At 63.8% G+C, this 17,133-nt stretch carries 21 protein-coding genes; 9 read left to right on the top strand and 12 right to left on the bottom strand.

Annotated features, from left to right (window positions below):
- Positions 1-70: 70 nt before the first annotated feature.
- From pdxR to AC54AF_RS12005, 6 genes are all read left to right on the top strand, one after another.
- Positions 71-1,543 carry a MocR-like pyridoxine biosynthesis transcription factor PdxR gene (gene pdxR / locus AC54AF_RS12030; protein WP_496636727.1) on the top strand — a complete coding sequence of 491 codons (1,473 nt, stop codon included), beginning with the start codon at positions 71-73 and terminating at the stop codon, positions 1,541-1,543.
- A gap of 75 nt (positions 1,544-1,618) precedes the next feature.
- Positions 1,619-2,323, top strand: a complete 705-nt coding sequence (lipB, locus tag AC54AF_RS12025; RefSeq protein ID WP_496636726.1) for a lipoyl(octanoyl) transferase LipB — start codon at positions 1,619-1,621, stop codon at positions 2,321-2,323.
- Positions 2,324-2,362: 39 nt separating this feature from the next.
- Positions 2,363-3,370: a lipoyl synthase gene (gene lipA / locus AC54AF_RS12020; RefSeq protein ID WP_099408224.1), complete on the top strand. Its 1,008-nt coding sequence runs from the start codon at positions 2,363-2,365 to the stop codon at positions 3,368-3,370.
- Between the two features lie 122 nt (positions 3,371-3,492).
- Positions 3,493-3,762 carry a type II toxin-antitoxin system Phd/YefM family antitoxin gene (locus AC54AF_RS12015; RefSeq protein ID WP_215410191.1) on the top strand — a complete coding sequence of 90 codons (270 nt, stop codon included), beginning with the start codon at positions 3,493-3,495 and terminating at the stop codon, positions 3,760-3,762.
- A complete protein-coding gene (locus AC54AF_RS12010; RefSeq protein WP_496636725.1) occupies positions 3,743-4,048 on the top strand; it encodes a Txe/YoeB family addiction module toxin in 306 nt (101 codons plus the stop codon). Before AC54AF_RS12015 ends, AC54AF_RS12010 begins: the two co-directional genes overlap by 20 nt.
- A 90-nt stretch (positions 4,049-4,138) precedes the next feature.
- On the top strand, positions 4,139-4,801 hold the full coding sequence (locus AC54AF_RS12005; RefSeq protein WP_496636724.1) for a uracil-DNA glycosylase: 663 nt from the start codon (positions 4,139-4,141) through the stop codon (positions 4,799-4,801).
- Between the two features lie 205 nt (positions 4,802-5,006).
- Here the strand turns inward: AC54AF_RS12005 and AC54AF_RS12000 are convergent, their stop codons facing one another.
- Both AC54AF_RS12000 and AC54AF_RS11995 read right to left on the bottom strand, forming a co-directional pair.
- Positions 5,007-7,163, bottom strand: a complete 2,157-nt coding sequence (locus AC54AF_RS12000) for a TonB-dependent receptor (protein ID WP_496636723.1) — start codon at positions 7,161-7,163, stop codon at positions 5,007-5,009.
- Positions 7,164-7,254: 91 nt separating this feature from the next.
- The gene (locus tag AC54AF_RS11995; protein ID WP_496636722.1) at positions 7,255-7,611 is read right to left on the bottom strand and encodes a hypothetical protein; all 357 of its coding nucleotides are present in this window, start codon (positions 7,609-7,611) and stop codon (positions 7,255-7,257) included.
- Positions 7,612-7,762: 151 nt separating this feature from the next.
- Between AC54AF_RS11995 and AC54AF_RS11990 the strand changes: the two genes are divergently transcribed.
- Positions 7,763-8,920: a PepSY-associated TM helix domain-containing protein gene (locus AC54AF_RS11990; protein ID WP_496636721.1), complete on the top strand. Its 1,158-nt coding sequence runs from the start codon at positions 7,763-7,765 to the stop codon at positions 8,918-8,920.
- An 89-nt stretch (positions 8,921-9,009) separates the two neighbouring features.
- Positions 9,010-9,432, top strand: coding sequence for a hotdog fold thioesterase (locus AC54AF_RS11985; protein ID WP_131686962.1), 423 nt, complete (start codon positions 9,010-9,012; stop codon positions 9,430-9,432).
- Between the two features lie 2 nt (positions 9,433-9,434).
- Here the strand turns inward: AC54AF_RS11985 and AC54AF_RS11980 are convergent, their stop codons facing one another.
- The 7 genes from AC54AF_RS11980 to AC54AF_RS11950 form a co-directional block, all read right to left on the bottom strand.
- Complete coding sequence (locus tag AC54AF_RS11980) at positions 9,435-10,130, bottom strand: anti-sigma factor (protein WP_496636720.1); 696 nt, start codon at positions 10,128-10,130, stop codon at positions 9,435-9,437.
- Positions 10,127-10,717 (bottom strand): sigma-70 family RNA polymerase sigma factor, encoded by a 591-nt coding sequence (locus tag AC54AF_RS11975; protein WP_496636719.1) that lies wholly within the window; start codon positions 10,715-10,717, stop codon positions 10,127-10,129. The genes AC54AF_RS11980 and AC54AF_RS11975 overlap by 4 nt, the downstream gene beginning before the upstream one ends.
- Positions 10,718-10,809: 92 nt before the next feature.
- Entirely contained in the window at positions 10,810-11,331 is a 522-nt protein-coding gene (locus AC54AF_RS11970; RefSeq protein ID WP_152258939.1) for a peroxiredoxin family protein, read from the bottom strand.
- Between the two features lie 95 nt (positions 11,332-11,426).
- Entirely contained in the window at positions 11,427-12,113 is a 687-nt protein-coding gene (locus AC54AF_RS11965) for a BON domain-containing protein (RefSeq protein ID WP_496636718.1), read from the bottom strand.
- Positions 12,106-12,702, bottom strand: coding sequence for a phosphoheptose isomerase (locus tag AC54AF_RS11960; protein ID WP_034752465.1), 597 nt, complete (start codon positions 12,700-12,702; stop codon positions 12,106-12,108). The genes AC54AF_RS11965 and AC54AF_RS11960 overlap by 8 nt, the downstream gene beginning before the upstream one ends.
- 57 nt (positions 12,703-12,759) lie before the next feature.
- Positions 12,760-13,119, bottom strand: a complete 360-nt coding sequence (locus tag AC54AF_RS11955) for a YraN family protein (protein WP_496636717.1) — start codon at positions 13,117-13,119, stop codon at positions 12,760-12,762.
- Between the two features lie 9 nt (positions 13,120-13,128).
- Complete coding sequence (locus AC54AF_RS11950) at positions 13,129-14,346, bottom strand: penicillin-binding protein activator (protein WP_496636716.1); 1,218 nt, start codon at positions 14,344-14,346, stop codon at positions 13,129-13,131.
- A gap of 159 nt (positions 14,347-14,505) precedes the next feature.
- Here AC54AF_RS11950 and rsmI point away from each other — a divergent pair, with 159 nt between their 5' ends.
- Entirely contained in the window at positions 14,506-15,414 is a 909-nt protein-coding gene (gene rsmI, locus AC54AF_RS11945; protein ID WP_496636715.1) for a 16S rRNA (cytidine(1402)-2'-O)-methyltransferase, read from the top strand.
- Between the two features lie 5 nt (positions 15,415-15,419).
- On the opposite strand, the gene AC54AF_RS11940 is transcribed toward rsmI, so the two are convergent.
- The 3 genes from AC54AF_RS11940 to AC54AF_RS11930 all read right to left on the bottom strand — a co-directional run bounded on the left by AC54AF_RS11940 (position 15,420) and on the right by AC54AF_RS11930 (position 17,092).
- On the bottom strand, positions 15,420-15,665 hold the full coding sequence (locus AC54AF_RS11940; RefSeq protein WP_496636714.1) for a hypothetical protein: 246 nt from the start codon (positions 15,663-15,665) through the stop codon (positions 15,420-15,422).
- Between the two features lie 129 nt (positions 15,666-15,794).
- A complete protein-coding gene (locus tag AC54AF_RS11935; RefSeq protein ID WP_496636713.1) occupies positions 15,795-16,427 on the bottom strand; it encodes a nucleotidyltransferase domain-containing protein in 633 nt (210 codons plus the stop codon).
- A 44-nt stretch (positions 16,428-16,471) separates the two neighbouring features.
- Positions 16,472-17,092 (bottom strand): hypothetical protein, encoded by a 621-nt coding sequence (locus tag AC54AF_RS11930; RefSeq protein WP_496636712.1) that lies wholly within the window; start codon positions 17,090-17,092, stop codon positions 16,472-16,474.
- Positions 17,093-17,133: the final 41 nt, after the last annotated feature.

Below are 17,133 nucleotides of genomic sequence, written 5' to 3'. Positions count from 1 at the left end.
GTAGAAGGTTTGTGGTGTAATGCGAAGTGCCAGTCATCAGAAAACTCATTGGACCACTTGGACGATTATCATGCCGCGAGGAAAATCACCGCACGCCCTGGACTTGCCTCGTCCCACCAGCTGGCTAGCCAAGGCGGGCGTCAACAAGCAGGATGGCGCGTATGAAGCGCTGCGCTCGGCCATCCTGACGAAGATGCTGCCGGCGGGCAGCCGTTTGCCGTCCAGCCGTACCCTGGCCGAACGGTGGGAGTTGTCGCGCGGCACCATCGAAACCGTGTTCGACCGCCTGCATGCGGAAGCGTACGTGACGCGCGTGCCCGGTTCCGGCACGCGCGTGTGCGCCGTCGTGCCGGAACGCTTTTTGATGGCAGGCCTGGGCGACGCCGCCCCCGCCCTGCTGGCCGTGGCGCCCGCGCCTGCCTCGGACACGGGGGTGCGCGACGGCTTGCCGTTCGTGGCGCGGCGCGCCGACGCCAGCCTGTTTCCCATGGCCGCCTGGTCCAAGTGCGCCACGCGGGCACTGGCGGCCGCTACGCCGGAGCAGCTGTGCAGCGCCGATCCGGCCGGCCTGCCCCAGTTGCGCCAGCAGATCGCCGATTTCCTCGCCAAGTACCGCGGCATCCGCTGCGACCCGCACGACATCGTTGTCACGACCGGCATCCGCCACGCGATCGACTTGCTGGCGCGCAGCATCGTGCGCGATGGCGACAAGGTCTGCCTGGAAGAGCCGGGCTACCAGGCCGCGCGCGCCCTGTTCGCCCTCGCTGGCGCCGTGCCGGTGGACATCGCCGTCGACGCCGAGGGCATCGATTGCGCCGCCCTGGCCGCGCACGCGGACGCCTGCCTCGCGTATGTGACGCCGGCGCACCAGTCGCCGCTGGGCGTGACCATGTCCGTCACGCGCCGCCTGGCCCTGCTGGAATGGGCGAACGACCACGGCGCCTGGGTGGTGGAAGACGATTACGACAGCGAATTCAATTATCAGAGCGCGCCGCTGGCGGCCCTGAAGGCGCTGGACCAGTACCAGCGCGTGATTTATTGCGGCAGTTTCAACAAGACCCTGTTTGCCGGCCTGCGCGTGGGCTTCATGGTGCTGCCGCCCGCCTTGCGCCCGCAGTTGCTGCGCACCCTGCAGTTGACGGGCAGGTCCGTGGGCGTGACGGAGCAGCTGGCGCTGGCCGCCTGGATGGAGGATGGCGCCTTCGTGCGCCATTTGCGCCAGGCGCGGCTGGCCTACAAGGAGCGGCGCGACCTGCTGCTGGCCTGTCTCGAGCAGATCGCCCCCGGGCGCTACGCCATTTCCGGCCAGCAGGCAGGCTTTCATTGCGTGCTGTGGCTACCGCCGGACAGCGACGAGCGGGCGTTTTGCGCGCGCGCGGCGCAGGAGGGGCTGGCGCTGCAGCCGCTTGGCGACTTTTGTCACAGCGCCAAGCTGGCGCCGGCCGTGCTGCTGGGCTACACGGCCCTGAATGGGGCCCAGATACGCCATGCTGCACAAAAATTGGGCAGATTGCTGCTGTTGCCAGCGTCCACCCCGGAATGAAACGGCGGCCTGGCTTATAATCACGGCTTCGCCGCAGCGTCCGCAGGGCGCCGGCAGCTGACTACAGAATCTGTCATGACCACCACCCGAACCGAAACGGCGCTGATCCGCGAGCTGGGCCGCGTCGATTACGAGCCGACCTTTGCCGCCATGCGCGCCTTCACCGACGCGCGCACGACGCAGACGCGCGACGAACTGTGGATCGTCGAGCATCCGCCCGTGTTCACCCTGGGCCTGGCGGCCGACCGCGGCCACTTGCTGGCCGGGGCGGACGCGATCCCCGTGGTGCAGACGGACCGTGGCGGCGAAGTCACGTTCCACGGCCCCGGCCAGGTGGTGATTTACCTGTTGATGGACTTGCGCCGCAACAAGCCGGGCGGCAAGCTGTATGCGCGCCAGTTCGTGCATAAAATCGAGCAAGCCATCATCAACGTGCTGGCGGCGTATAATCTCGCTGGCGAGCGCATCGATGGCGCGCCTGGCATCTATATTGCCGGCGGGCCAGACAAGGGTGCCAAGATCGCCGCGCTGGGCTTGAAAGTGCGCGGCAACGGCTGCACCTACCATGGCGTATCGCTCAACGTGGCGATGGACCTGGCGCCGTTTTCCTGGATTAACCCCTGCGGCTATTCCGGCCTGAAGACGGTGGACATGCGCAGCCTGGGCGTGTCGGTGCCGCTGGCCGAGGTGCAGCGGGCCCTGGCCCATGAATTGACCGTATTACTCGATGTAAGCGAAGTACACAGCGCCGCAGGCGCGCCTCAGGCAGCGGATGCCTGAGCAAACAAACCAAACTTTGCCCCTCAAGGGCTTGCAGCCATGACTTCTGAGACCATTTCCAGCACCGCCCCCGCCGCTCCCGCCTACAACCCGAGCGAAAAGCAAAAAGGCGCCAGCAAGACGTCGCGCATCCCGATCAAGATCATTCCGATCGAGCAAGTCGAGCGCCTGAAAAAGCCGGACTGGATCCGCGTCAAGGCCGCCTCGGCATCGACCCGCTTCTATGAAATCAAGGACATCCTGCGCGAAAACAAGCTCGTGACCGTGTGCGAGGAAGCCAGCTGCCCGAACATCGGCGAATGCTTCGGCAAGGGCACGGCCACCTTCATGATCATGGGTGACAAGTGCACGCGCCGCTGCCCGTTCTGCGACGTCGGCCATGGCCGCCCGGACCCGCTGGACAAGGAAGAGCCGGCCAACCTGTCGAAAACCATCGCCAAGCTGCGCCTGAACTACGTCGTCATCACTTCCGTCGACCGCGACGACTTGCGCGACGGCGGCGCCGGCCATTTCGTCGAGTGCATCCAGCAAACGCGCGCCCTGTCGCCGAACACCCGCATCGAAGTGCTGGTGCCCGACTTCCGTGGCCGCCTGGAAAAAGCCCTGAACCTGTTCAAGGATGGCTTGCCTGACGTCATGAACCACAACCTGGAAACGGCGCCGCGCCTGTACAAGGAAGCGCGTCCCGGCTCCGACTACATGCACTCGCTGAAGCTGCTGAAGGACTTCAAGGCCATGTACCCGGACGTGAAGACCAAGTCCGGCATCATGGTGGGCCTGGGCGAGACGGACGAGGAAATCCTGCAAGTGATGCGCGACATGCGCGAGCACGACATCGACATGCTGACCATCGGCCAGTACCTGGCGCCATCGAACAGCCACCTGCCCGTGCGCCGCTACGTGCACCCGGACGTGTTCAAGATGTTCGAGGAAGAGGCGTACAAAATGGGCTTCACCCACGCCGCCGTCGGCGCCATGGTGCGCAGCTCGTACCACGCGGATGAACAGGCGCACAGCGCCGGCGTGGAATCGGCGCTGAATTTCTAAGCACCTTGCGCCGTATCAAAAACCGTCCGCTTTAGCCGGGCGGTTTTTTTTGCCTGATTGAGGTGATGTACAACATCCTGTACAATTATCCGCATGTACTTTCAATGGGGCGGTGGCACGGCATGAATATCCTGACTTTCAGCGAGGCGCGCGCGGGCCTGAAAAGCGTGATGGACGACGTCTGCAACGACCACACGCCCACGGTGATCACGCGCGTGAATGGCGAACACGTGGTGATGTTGTCCTTGTCCGACTACAACAGCATCGAGGAAACCCTGTACTTGCTGGGCACGGCCAAGAATGCCAGCCGGCTGATGGCGTCCGTGGCGCAGATCAAGGCGGGCAAGGCCAAGCCCAGGGAATTGGCGCAACATGAAAAACCGGAAGGCTGAGAACAAGCAGCAGGCGCGCGCCGCCGTGCTGGCCTGGACCGATCATGCCAGGGAAGATTATCTGTTCTGGCAAGAGAACGATCTGAAAATCCTGCAAAAAATCAATGACTTGCTCGAAGAGTGCCTGGCGGATCCGTTCAAGGGAACGGGCAAGCCGGAACCGCTGAAAGGCGAACTGACGGGTTTCTGGTCGCGCCGCATCGACCGCCAGCACCGGCTCGTGTACCTTCCCGACGCGGGCTGTATTGACGTGGCGGCGTGCCGCTATCACTACGACGACAAATAGGCATTGCCCGGCCGTACCGTAACGCGGTGCCGGCCATGACGCGGCTATACTGGTGGATGATGTTTTAAGAACATGATTGACGGGGGAGCCATGGACGTACGCATCGACGCATCGTGGAAGGCGCGGCTGGAGGGCGAGTTTGCCCAGCCGTACTGGGAGCGCCTGGCCGCCTTCGTGAAGGCGGAATATGCGGCGGGGCCATGTAGTCCGGCGGGCAAGTACATCTTCCGCGCATTCGACCTGACGCCGTTCGAGCAGGTGAAGGTCGTGATCCTGGGGCAAGACCCGTATCACACGCCGGGCGCGGCCATGGGCCTGTGTTTTTCCATTCCCGAAGGCACGCCACCACAGCCGAGCCTGCAGAATATCTTCAAGGAATTACAGAGCGACGTAGGCGTGGCGCGCACGCGCACGGATCTGACCGACTGGGCGCAGCAAGGGGTGTTTTTGCTCAACAGTGTGCTGACCGTGCGCGCCGGCGCGGCCGGTTCGCACGCGGCCAAGGGCTGGGAAAAGCTGACGGACAGCGCGATCCGCCACCTGTCCGCCGAGCGTGAACACCTCGTGTTCATCCTGTGGGGCGGCCATGCGCAAGCGAAGCGGACCTTGATCGATCCCGGCGAGCACCTGGTGCTGACGGCGCCCCATCCGTCTCCCTTGTCTGCCAGCAAAGGTTTCTTCGGCAGCAAGCCGTTCAGCCTGGCCAATGCGTATTTGCAGGCGCATGGGCAAACGGCCATCGCCTGGGGATGAGTCATGACACGGGACGGCAACCGACAGCGGCAGGCGTTGCACCCTACCGCTGTCTTCGCGCGTAACTCTTAGAACACCTATCAAAACCTACTGCGCGTCGCGGGTCGCGGTTTCCGATGCTCACTGACTCGGCGTCCCCGTGCTTCGCACAGTTCCGCGTCTCAACCACAACTCATCCCGCTCGCTACGGTTTTGTTAGGTGTTGTTAGAAACTTGTGGACAAACCCGCATAGAAACTGCGGCGGGCGCCATACTGCGGCGCCCCCACGCCCACGCCGGAACCGTCGCGCAGCAGATACGACTTGTCGAACAGGTTGATCAGGGCCAGGCGTCCTTCCACCTTGCCGACCGGCGTGTTCTTCCACGTATGCGTGAGCGCCGTGTTGACGGTGAAGTAACTCGGCAAATGGCCGGAATTGGGCGCGCCGCCGTCCGGTGTCATGCGCAGGCCGCTGCCGTAGAGGAAGTCGGCGCTCACTTGCGAATCGCCGAAGTGATAATGGCCGCCACCTGACAGCGTGTATTTCTGGTCATGATCCAGGTAGACATAGTGGGTGCGGATGGTGTTCAACTCATCGGCGCCAAACAGTGCTTGCCCCGAATTGATGTTGCGGCCCTGGGCCTTTTGCGTGCTGGCGTTGAGGAACAGGCCCCAGTTTTTCTCGCTGTAGATGGCGGACAGCTCCAGGCCCTTGGCGTAGCCGTTCGCATAGTTGAACGGCGTCAAGATCAGCGCCTGGCCGAACTGGCCTTCGTCGAGCAGGTTGTTGATCTTTTTATAGTACACATCGGCCGTCACGGTCAGCTTCGGACTCACCTGGTGGCTGATGCCCACGTCGTAGTAATGCGTGCGCTCCGCCTTGACGTTGTCGGAGCGGCCGATTTCCGGCGCATTCGTCGTGTTCGCGTACAGGTCGATGCTGCCCTGCGCCGCCAGTTCCTGCGGCGGCGGCGTGAAGTAGCGCGAATAGCCGGCGTGCAGGGCCGTGCCCGGCGCCAGCTGGTACGCCAGGTTGACGCGCGGACTCCATTGCTGCTCGCTCGTGTAGGCCGAGACCTTGTCGAAGCGGGCGCCATAGTTGAGGGTCAGAGGTTTGCTGATATGCCATTCATCCTGCAGGTAAACGCTGGCCAGGGTGCCCGTCTTGCCGCTGTTGTCCAGGATGCTGACCGGCGTGGTGGACGTTTGCGCGCCGTCCATGGCGGGGAAGACGGCCACCGTGTTGTCGCTCGTCGTCTTCTGGCGCGTGTAGGCCAGGCCCGCGCGCACCGTGTGGTCCTGGTGCACTTTGTAGCTGATATCGAACTGGGCACCGGAGGCGCTGTTGGCGCGGCGTGAGTCGGAAGCCACGCCGTTGTAGATCAGGTCGCCGATGGCGTCGGGCGTGAAGTGCAGTGCCGAATACTGGTGGAAGGCGGACACCTGGTAATTGACGTCGCCCAGGCTTTTCTGCAGCGACAGCACGAGGAAGCGGTTCACTTCGCGCTGGTTTTCATTCAGCTGCGACGACGGTAACGTGGTCGTGCCCGCCTGCGCATCGCTGTGGCCAGCCAGCGAGAAGGCCGGCGCCTGGTTCGGATTGTTGGGGATCTGGAAGCGGCCGTTGTAGGTGCCGAACATGGCGCCCAGGCGCGTGTTGTCATCGAGGAAATACGACAGGCTGCCGAACGATTTGTTCTGGCGCGTCTTGTCGTGCAGGGCGCCGCGCGTGTCCTGCGGGTTTTCCACGCCCAGCGCATTGCCAAGGTAGCTGCCGGACAGGTAGTAATTGAACTTGCCCACGCTGCCGAAAAATTCCGCACTCGGCTCCACGTGGTCGTGGCTGCCGACCATGATGCCGATGCGCCCGCCGGGCGTCATACCGCCCTCTTTTGTTTCAATATCGACGATGCCGGCCGTGCGCAGGCCGAACTGGGCCGGCAAGGCGCCCGTCATGAAATCCGTCTTGTCGATCAAACGCGTGTCGATCGACTGGCCGAAGCCGCTGATGCTTTCCGGCAGTTGCACGCCATTGATGCGGTATTGCACGTTGGCATGGTCGTCGCGCACGTGCAGGGCGCCGGAACCCTTCGAATCCTGCGATACGCCCGGTAGGCGCAGCAGCACTTCATTGAAGGGCGTGTTGTCGCCCTGGCCCAGCATGTCGACCATGTGGCTGTCGATGCTGTAGATGGTGGTGCCGACTTTCGGCGACAGTTCGATGCGCGCGCTTTTCAAATGGGCGGAGGTGACTTCGACCTTCTGCATGTCTTGCGGTGCGCTATCGCTATTGGCCTCGGCAGGCTCGGCGGCGTGGGCGGAAAAGCTGAACAGGCTGGCAAGGGCGAGCGACAGCGCGCTCAAGCGTGGTGTGTGTTGCATGGTAAACCTCAAAGATAGTCAACGCCAGGCGGCCCGGCGCGCATGAACGCGCGACAAGGGGCAACCTGAAAAAGGGAAAACAGCGTGGGAACTACAGTGAGGCGGCAGGCGGGCCGCGCACGGGCGGCAGGATGAGGGCGGCGATGGGCGCCAGGCTGGCGGGAGCCAGGGCCAGCAAGCGGTACGGCAGCAATTGGGCGGGCGGCTCGGTGATGGCCGGCGGCACGGCGATGTCTGCCACCTTGTCGATGGTCGTGGCGCACAGCGCGCACTCTTCCGCGTCAAGGGTCGTCTTGTGCAGGTGCGAGGCAGCCGTCGACAGCAGGAACACGAGGGCCAGCGCACTGAACAGCGCCACGCACAGCCGCCACGGCGTGCGCGCGAGGGCGGCGGCAGCGTGATGAGCAGGCTCGCCGTAAGGCTTGCGGGTGGGCTGGCGGGAAGACATGGGCGCATAGTAGCAAGAAAATTGCCCCGCTGTCAGCGCTTGTTGCAATTCAATTGCGCTGCGTGGCCTCGCCAGAATGCCATCTGATAATGATTTTCACTCCCGGCCTTTCATGCTATCGTTTCGCAGCCCAAATTTCCCAAAAGTTTCCATGTCGCGACGCCCCAGCAAGTGGTTGATCAGCAAGCTGCACCTGTATGCGGGCCTGTGGTTCGGCGCCCTGTTCGTCCTGCTGGGCTTGACGGGCTCCGCCATCGCCTGGATGCCGGAGCTCGATGCCTGGCTCAATCCCACACTGTTGCAGGCGAGCACGCCCGCGCCCGGCCAGGCGTTCCAGGTGACGCCGCGCACGCTGCAGGCGGTGGTGGACACTCTTGCGGCCGACCCTGCCTACGGCAAGCCGAGCCAGCTCAATCCGCCCGCCGATGCGCGCGACGTGTATGTGGCGTCATATCGCCAGGCTGGCAAGCCTTCCCCTTTCAGCCAGGCCATCGTGCGCCAGGTGATGGTCGATCCCTACACCTTGCACGTGAAAGGGGAGCGCGACTGGGGCCGTTTCGGCCTCACGCGCCCGCTGCTGATGTCGGGCATGTTTCATCTGCACCGCTATGTATTGTCTGGCGAGGTGGGCAAGACCATTACCGGCATTTCCGGCGTGATGCTGTTGCTGATGGCGCTCACCGGCATCTATCTGTGGTGGCCGCGCCTGCAGTGGACGGCGATCAAGCGCGCCCTGACGGTGTCGCATGGCGGCTCCTGGCCGCGCTTTCACTATACGATGCACAAGGCGGCCGGCTTCTTTGCCGCGCCCGTGCTGGCCGTGCTCGCCTTTTCCGGCATCTATTTCAATTTGCCGCAATTGATCGTGTCGCTGGTGGCGCTCGTGTCGACGGTGCCCGATACCGTCAAACTGAAGAATGTGGCCCAGAATGGCGCCGTGCTCGACGCGGGCCAGGCCATGGCCGCCGCGCAGCGGCTGTATCCGCAGGCGCGCGTGTCACGCATCGTGTTGCCGGCCAGGCAGGATCAGCCGTACGAGATCCGCGTGCGCCAGCCGGATGAAATCGCCCATGGCGACGGCGCCACGCGCCTGACCCTGGACGCGCGCAGCGGCGTGCCCCTGCGCATCCGCGATCCGTTGATGGCCCCGTATGGCGAGCGCTTCCTGGGCTGGCAATTCCCCCTGCATTCGGGCCAGGCGTTTGGCGTGGCCGGGCGCGCCTTCATTACCGTCTTTGGTTTGATGCCGCTGCTGTTCCTGCTGACGGGGACTCTGGTGTGGTGGAAACGGCGGCGCGGCCGGAAATAGGCGCCGCCAGACCGCCGCGGGCAAAATTGCTATCATCATAGTATTTTCCGGCGTATCCACTGTCCGGACTCACCCGCACAAGGAGCAGCATGAGCAATCCCGAGATCACCGTAGCAATGTTGAATGAACGCGGCACCGGCCGCCTGCCCGGCCACCTGGGCATCGTCATCACGCAAGTGGGCGACGGCCAGCTGACGGCGGAATTGCCCGTGCTGCCGCATCTGCTGGCGCCGAATGGCTATCTGCACGCGGGCAGCGTGGTGACCCTGGCCGACACGGCGTCCGGCTACGGTTGCATCGTCAACCTGCCCGCAGGCGCGACGAACTTCACGACCATCGAACTGAAATCGAACCACCTGGGCACGGCCCGCGAAGGCACGCTCACCTGCACGGCCAAGGTTGAACACAAGGGCCGCAACACGCAAGTGTGGGATGCCGTGGTGAAAAGCAAGGAAACGGGCAAGACGATCGCCTTGTTCCGCTGCACGCAGATGATTCTGTATCCCAAATAAACTTAAATCTTCACCCAGTTACCTTTATACAAAACCGGTCCCGTCGGTCCGTTCGGATCCGGCGAACCGCCTTTCGGCTCCAGCGTGACGGCCAGCAAGGCCACGTCGCTGCCGATGGCGCGCTGCGACAACGCCAGTGTCACATTGCCCTTGTCGGCGAGTAAACCGAGCGAACGGGGGTTGCCGCTCTTCGGCACGGCCCACAGTTCCAGGTCGCGATCAGCAGGTACGGGCGCGTTGCCCACCATGCGCACCTCGAGCGCGCCGTGGCGGCTGTCGGCCGTCAGCAGCAGGGCCGTTTGCGCTTTCTCGTCCGTCAGGCTGGCCACATAGCTGATCTGCGGCGCGTCCAGCAGGCGCGTGGCCACGACGATCACCAGCAGCGCGGCGATGGCGCTCGAAGCCATGCCCAGACCACGCCAGAATGACAGCGAATCGCGCCATAGCGACCAGCCGCCCTGCGGCGCCAGATGCAGGCGCTGCTCGATCTGCTGCCACACGCGCTTGGGCGGCGCCACGGGTGTGACAAATTCCGCCATCGGTTCCAGGCGCTGCCGCCATTCGGCCGTGATATTGCGCAAATCGGCGTCGTTGTGCAGCCAGCCTTCGAAACGCCGCCGCGCGCCCCCTTTCAGGGTGCCCAGCACGTATTCGGACGCCAGTTTCTGGCGCAGGGTGTCATTGCCGCGGATATTCATGGTGCCTCCCGTTTCGCCAGGCACGTGCGCAGCCGTTCCAGGCTGCGGCGTATCCAGGTCTTCACGGTGCCAATTGGCAGCGACATCTGCTGCGCCACTTCGCTGTGCGACAGGTCGTGATAGAACGCCAGGGCGACCACCTGCCGGTGCAGCCCTTCCAGGGCCGACATGCAAAACGCCAGCGCCTTGGCGTCACCGCTCAGTTGCAGTGACTCGATCGGCGTGGCCTGGGGATCCCGGAGTGCATTCATGACTTCGCTATCAAACTGTTCGGCATCGATTTCCACGGTATCGTCGCTGCGCCGCAGCACATCGAACGCCTTGTTGCGCACGATGGTGGCCATCCAGGTCATCGGCGCGGCCAGATGGCTCTGGTAAGTGGCGGCGTTGTTCCAGATGGCGACGAATCCCTCTTGCAAGGCTTCTTCAGCGAGCTCTTGCTTATTCAATATACGCAGCGCGAAGCCAAACAGTTTCGATGAGGTGGCGTGATAGAGCTGGCGGAACGCCGTGGCGTCCCTGTTGCCGGCGGCGAGCAGCCAGGTTTTCAGTTGCTGCGGGTCGGGCGATTGAGCGGCTAGGGACACGGCTGGCCTTCACAAGGTGAATGGGATCACGCCTGTAAAGGTTATAACAAGTTGGCAACCTTTAGCAACAAGGTTTTGTGTGGTACTGCGCCTTAGCCGGCGATGGCCGTCTCCAGCAACTTGTGCAGTTCGGCAAACTCGGGCTTGCCCACGTAGCGCTTGAGGATCTTGCCCTGCTTGTCGAGCACGAAGGTGGTGGGCGTGAGGGCCACGTCGCCGTAGGCCTTGGCCGCTTCGCCCGTCACGTCGAGCGCCACCTTGAACGGCAGCTGGCGCGTTTCGGCAAAGTTCAGCACGTAGTTGGCCGGATCGTACTTCATGGCCACGGCCACGAATTCCAGGCCCTGCCCCTTGTACTTGTTGTAGGTATCGACCATGTCCGGCATTTCCGCCACGCAGGTGGTGCACGAGGTGGCCCAGAAATTGACCATCACGACCTTGCCGCGCAGGCTGGCCGAGGTGATTTTTTCGCCATGGATGCCGTGGAACGTCACGTCCGGCGCGCTTTGCTTGTCATTCAGCGACAGATAGCCGGCTGCCGCCACGCCCGCCACGAAGACGGCGATCAGGGCTGGCTTGATCCAGGACTTGCTTGCGGAGGGCGAAGTTGACATGGCAAAGTTGAAATAAGTTCACTTGAAAAGCGCGGCGATGCGGCAATTATAGCCGTATCCCCGCGTCAAAGCCGTAGGTCAAACGACGTACAGGCTTACTGCTGGGGCCTGTCGCCGACGCTGCCCGTCGTGCGCTGCTGCGGCGGATCGGGCTGTAATTGCTTCAGTTCCGCTTCCGAAATGTAGTCGAACAGCTTGACCACTTTCTGCACGCCGCCCACGCCGCGCGCCACGTCGGCCGCCACCGTGCCTTCGCGCTGGGTGACGCGTCCCATCAGGAAGACGGTGGCGTTCTCGGTGACGACCTTGAACGAGGCGGCCGAGATGGTTTTCATGTCGACCAGGCTGGCCTTGACCTTGGTGGTGATCAGCGCGTCGTTCGAGCGCGAGGTGTAGCTGGCCGGACCGGCGATGATCAATTCATTGGCCACCGATTCCACGCCTTCGATATTGCGCACTTCGCGCTCGACGGCATTTTTCATCGCTTCATCGCGCACTTCGCCCGTCAGCAGGACGCGGCGGTTGAAGCTGGTGACATTCACGTGGCCCACGTCGCCGGTGATGGAGGGGATGCGCGACTCGCCTTTGAGGGCGATCGACTTGTCTTCGGTCTGCGCGCCAAGGGTGCGGCGGTCCGCTGCGGCAACGCCGCCCATCACCGCGCCGCCGACCATCAATTCGATGCAGCCGGTGAGCGAGGTGAGCATGGCGCCGCACAGCAGTGCGGTGGCCAATGGGCGTTGTACGCGTTTCCAGCCTGGGCCAGTACCGAATTTAGTCATTCACGTCTCCTCCGAATAGGGCGACGTCGATGCCGTCGCAGATGCAATGTATGGTGGTCAGATGGACTTCCTGGATGCGCGCCGTGCGCTCGGCCGGCACGCAGATATGCACGTCGGCGTCCGTCAGCATCTTGCCGATGGCGCCGCCGTCCTTGCCCGTCAGCGCCACGACGCGCATTTCGCGCTCGAGCGCCGCTTCCACGGCGGCCATCACGTTGGCCGAATTGCCCGACGTGGAGATGGCCAGCAGGATGTCGCCAGCCTGGCCGAAGGCCTGCACCTGTTTCGAGAAGATCTCGCGGTAGCTGTAGTCGTTGGCCACGGCCGTCAGGATCGACGTATCCGTCGTCAGTGCCAGGGCCGGCAGCGGAAAGCGCTCGCGTTCGAAGCGCCCGACCAGTTCGGCTGCGAAATGCTGGCAGTCGGCGGCAGAACCGCCATTGCCGCAGGCGAGGATCTTGTTGCCGTTGGACAATGCATAAAACATCAGGTCGATCGCCTGCGCAATGGGTTGCGCCAGTACGGTGGCGGCCTGGATCTTGAGTTCGGCACTTTCGTGGAAGTGCGAGAGGATGCGTTGATTATTCATAGTCTGCCGATTATAGTGCAGGCGCGCGGCATGGCGGACAAGCACTGTTAAAAATGCTTACATATCGAGGATGTTCTTCAGCCAGCTGATGCGTTCGCCATCGATGGCCAGCGCGTCGAAGCGGCAAGGCGGCAGCGTCTTGTGTCCCAGCAGCCAGGTTTGCGCGGCCACCACCATGCGCCGCTGCTTGGCTGGCGTGATGCTGGCCAGGGCGCCGCCGTAGGCGGCACTGCTGCGTAGCCGCACTTCCACGAAAACAATGGAGGCGCCGTCGCGCATGATCAGGTCCAGCTCGCCGCCCTTGCACAGATAGTTGCGCTGCAGCAGCACCAAGCCTTGCAGCAGCAGATACGCGAGCGCATCGTCTTCCCCTTGCCGTCCCCGTGCCTGTCTATTCTGGAATGGCAGGGGGGGCATGGCGTACTCTTACTGGGCCGGTGGCACAGAGACAGGCGCAGGCGCCGGCGCGGCCGGCGGCCAGGTACCCAGCACGCCTTGCTGGTAGGTAGCGGCCTGCTCCGTGCGTTCGAACACGCTTTGATCATTCTCGAAGCGCACGGCCAGGCGGCCCGTCACGCCATCGAGCGTGAACGGCGCGTTCGGCCGCAGCGCCACTTCGCGCGCCACGCGGAAGGCATCGATGCCCAGCGCATACAGGCGTTCCATGTCGGGCGTCAGGCGGACGTCGCCTGGCTGCGGCGGCTGCGGATACACCATCACTTGCGGATGGTCGCGCTGCACCTGCCACGGCAAGTCCAGCAGGCGCGCGCCGTCGAGCTCGGGACCGCTGGCGCCGCGCCCGGCGCCGGGATTCAATGACGAGGTGCCATACAGGGGCAAATCGCTGCCGATGGCCACGCGCAACTGGCGCGCCTGGTCGGCGTCGAGCGCGGCAAATAGCAGGCCCGGCGGCGTGGCGGCCAGGCGCGCGCGCAGCTGCACCAGCTCGGCATCGCTCAGGTAGCCATTCGTGGCCGTCAAGTCCATCGTCTCGATCTTGCCGCCCTGGCGCAGCCATTCCTGTTTGAAGGCGGCGCTGACGCGGCGTTGCGAGGGCGAACCGGCCGACAGGACCAGTGCGCTGGCGCCCGGCTGTTCGCTGGCGGCCCAGGCGGCGACCTGGCGCGCTTCCGCCTCGATCGACAGGCCCATCACCAGCAGCTTGGCCGGCAGGCGCGCTTCGCCGCGGTTGTCCGGGTGGTTCAGGGCGATCGTTGGTTTGCGTACCAGATCGCTATTTGCCACGGCCGTGACGGCCGAGCGCGACAAGGGACCGACGACGATGTCCTGTTCCTCTTGCGCCTGCGCAAACTGGTTCAGTACGTCGCTGCTGCCATCGCCCGTATCGATCACCGTCACTTCGAAGCCGCTGCGGTCGCGCTCATACGCGGCCATGAAGCCGGCGCGCAGCAATTCGGCGGCCGGACCCAGGGAAGCCGAGCGCAGCGGCAGCAGCAGGCCGATGTGGTGGACCTTGCCGTCGGACGGCGCCGGCGCCGTGGCGGCCGGCATGTCGAGTGGCGTGCCGGTGGCCGGCTTGTTCTTGATGGGTGCCAGCGGCGCGCCGTTGCCGTCGTATGCCGTGATATCGGGCACGGCCACGGCAAACGTCACCGGTTCGGGCGCGGCCGGCTTGGGTGGCACGGGCAGCGGCTTCGGTGGCGGCAGCGCCCTTGTGTTAGATTCAATAGGCGCGCACAATTGCCCGGGCGCGTCGCAAGGCGTGCTGCAAGCGCTCAGCATGCCGGTCGCGGCACAAACAAGCAGTAACTTCACACTATTAGCAAGCATTCAACCTCCAAAATGACCGTACAAGAAATCAGTTCCATCGCCAGCCTGCCCATCATGACAGAGGCGGCGCACCAGGTCTATCCTATCGCAACATTGTATATAGTGGCCACGCCGATCGGCAATGTGACCGATATCAGCCTGCGCGCGCTGCATCTGCTGAGCCTTGCCGATGCCGTCGCCTGTGAAGATACGCGCAACACGGCGCACCTGCTGACGCGCTTTGGCCTGAACAAACCATTGATTGCGGCGCATCAACATAACGAACGCGAAGTGGCGCAGACCCTGATCGCCCGCCTGCACGCGGGCGAGCGCATCGCCCTCGTCTCCGACGCGGGCACGCCGGCCGTGTCCGATCCGGGCGCGCGCATTGTCGATGCCGTGCGCGCGGCGGGCCTGCGCGTGCTGCCCTTGCCCGGCCCGTCGGCGGCGATCACGGCCATTTCCGCCAGCGGCCTGTTGAATGACCAGTTTTACTTTGTCGGCTTCCTGCCGGCCAAGGCCAAGCAGCGCGAAAACATCTTGCACAGCCTGCGCGGCGTGACGGCGACGATGGTGTTTTATGAGGCGCCGCACCGCATCCTCGATTGCGCCACGGCCCTGGTGGAAGCGTTCGAGCCCACGCGCCAGGTGGTGTTCGCGCGCGAACTGACGAAACTGTTCGAGGAAATCCACCGCTGCCCCCTGTCCGAAGCGGAAAGCTGGATCCGTGCCGACGCGCACCGCGAAAAGGGAGAATTCGTCGTGCTGCTGGAGGGCGCGACGGAGGCGCAGGACGCGGAAGACGTGGAAGCGGAGCGCATCCTGAACATTTTATTGGCCGAGTGCAGCGTCAAGCAGGCGGCGAATCTGACGGCGCAGATCACGGGCCGCAAGAAAAACGCCCTGTATGAACGGGCGTTGCAGTTGAAGGGGCAGGAATAAGGAAATCAGGAGGGCGGCGGGGCATCGAGCGCCCTTGCCGCCACGAGCAATAGTTCCACATGCTCGACCAGCTCGTCGACAAAGCCTGCCGTGACATCCAACTCGCCCTCGTATTCGGCCAGGTTGCGCTTCTTGTGCGCCTGGTTGAACAGCAGCCATTGCTGCGGCGTGAAACCCAGCGTGTGTTCCAGGCTTTGGAAGACGAGATAGCGATTGTCGCTGCGATAACCATGTTGACGCAGCGCAGACAAGGCGGCCGCATGCGCCGCGTTATACGCCAGGTCGAAGCGGCTTTCCAGCGACAGTACGCCTGCCTGGCATCGTGCAGGCGCACGGTGGCCGAGCGCAGCAAGCCGGCCCGTTCGCGCGCGTCCGGTGGCTCAGACTTGAGCTGGCCGATGCGCGCCAGATTCGCCAGCGCCTGTGAGCTTGATGAGTTCATTGTCGCCCCCTTTGACAAAAATCTTGGGCTGTTCGAGGATGCGCACGGCGAATGACTTGCCCTCGTCTATTCTTTGCCGCCATTCTTCCCGCGTGTACAAGGTCGGGCTGATGCTGCGCGCCAGCTGCTGCTGTGCTGGCTGCAAGGCTGCCAGCAACTGGGCGTTCGATGCCATGCTGCCAATCACCATCAGATCGATATCGCTGTGTGCGTGCTCCGTGCCCTTGGCCATTGAGCCGTACACGAAAGCCAGGTCGATTTCCTGCCAGTGCGGCTGCAGCGCGACGCGCAGCACGTCGGCCACGCCAAAGGTTTTCAGCACGATGCTGCGCAGCTCGTCGAAGATCGGCGCATTGTGATTCGCCTGGTAATGTTTTTGATTGCCCACTTTCTTGACGGTCACCAGGGCCGATTTCACCAGCTTGGCCAGCTCGCGTTGCACGGCGCCGGAGCCGATGGCCGCGAAGGCGATGATTTCATTCGCATAAAAAGACCGTTGCGCCTGGCCAAAGAGCAAGGCCAGCACGCGCTGCTGCGTCTTGGAAAACAATGTGTCCGCATAAATACCCATATTGGGTATGTTAGTACCCAATATGGGTATAGTCAAGCCAACCCTCACCACTTGCAGCCGCTATCCTTCTTGTCGAGCAACATCAGCACGGGCGCCAGCAAGCCTGCGCCGGCATAGGCGGTGCGGCAATCGCCGCGCTTGCCTTGCGCGATATCGCGCGCCAGCTGGGTTTCCGTTTGCAGCGGCTTGTCGGGGATTTGCCCCACGGCCGTGCCCACCTTGGATGGGTCGCGCTCGCCGGCCATCTTGCGCGCCGTCTTCCTGGCCGCTTCCATGTCGAATTTCGGCGACTCTTGCGTGAAGGTATCGGCACTGGCCGCCGGCGTGGCCGGTGACGCCGGTACCACCGTGATGGCTTGCGGACCTGGCGCCGGCGCCGTGGCCGCCGCCGGCGTTTCCCGGACAGGGGCGAGTTTCGGCTTGCTGACGGGTTTTGGTTCGCGCTTCGGCTTGACGACGTCGACGGGCGGCGGGGGAGGCCTGGCGGCCAGCGGGCGTATCCACACGGCGATCGATTCCACGCGCGGCGCCGTATCTAGCCGCGCGGCTGGCTGCACATGGCGCCACAGAGTGATCAAGGCGCCATGCAGCAGCAAGGACACGGCGATGCCCAGCACGATGCCGCGGCGGTTCGGCATGGGCCGGCCGCCGTCGCTTCTTTCCATATTGAAATCCATTGCCGTCGTCGCCTTCATGTCTGAGCGGG

Source organism: Janthinobacterium sp. JF4 (assembly GCF_059617925.1).
The sequence above is the reverse complement of the archived record's forward strand: the minus strand, read 5'-3'. Positions and strand labels throughout refer to the sequence as shown.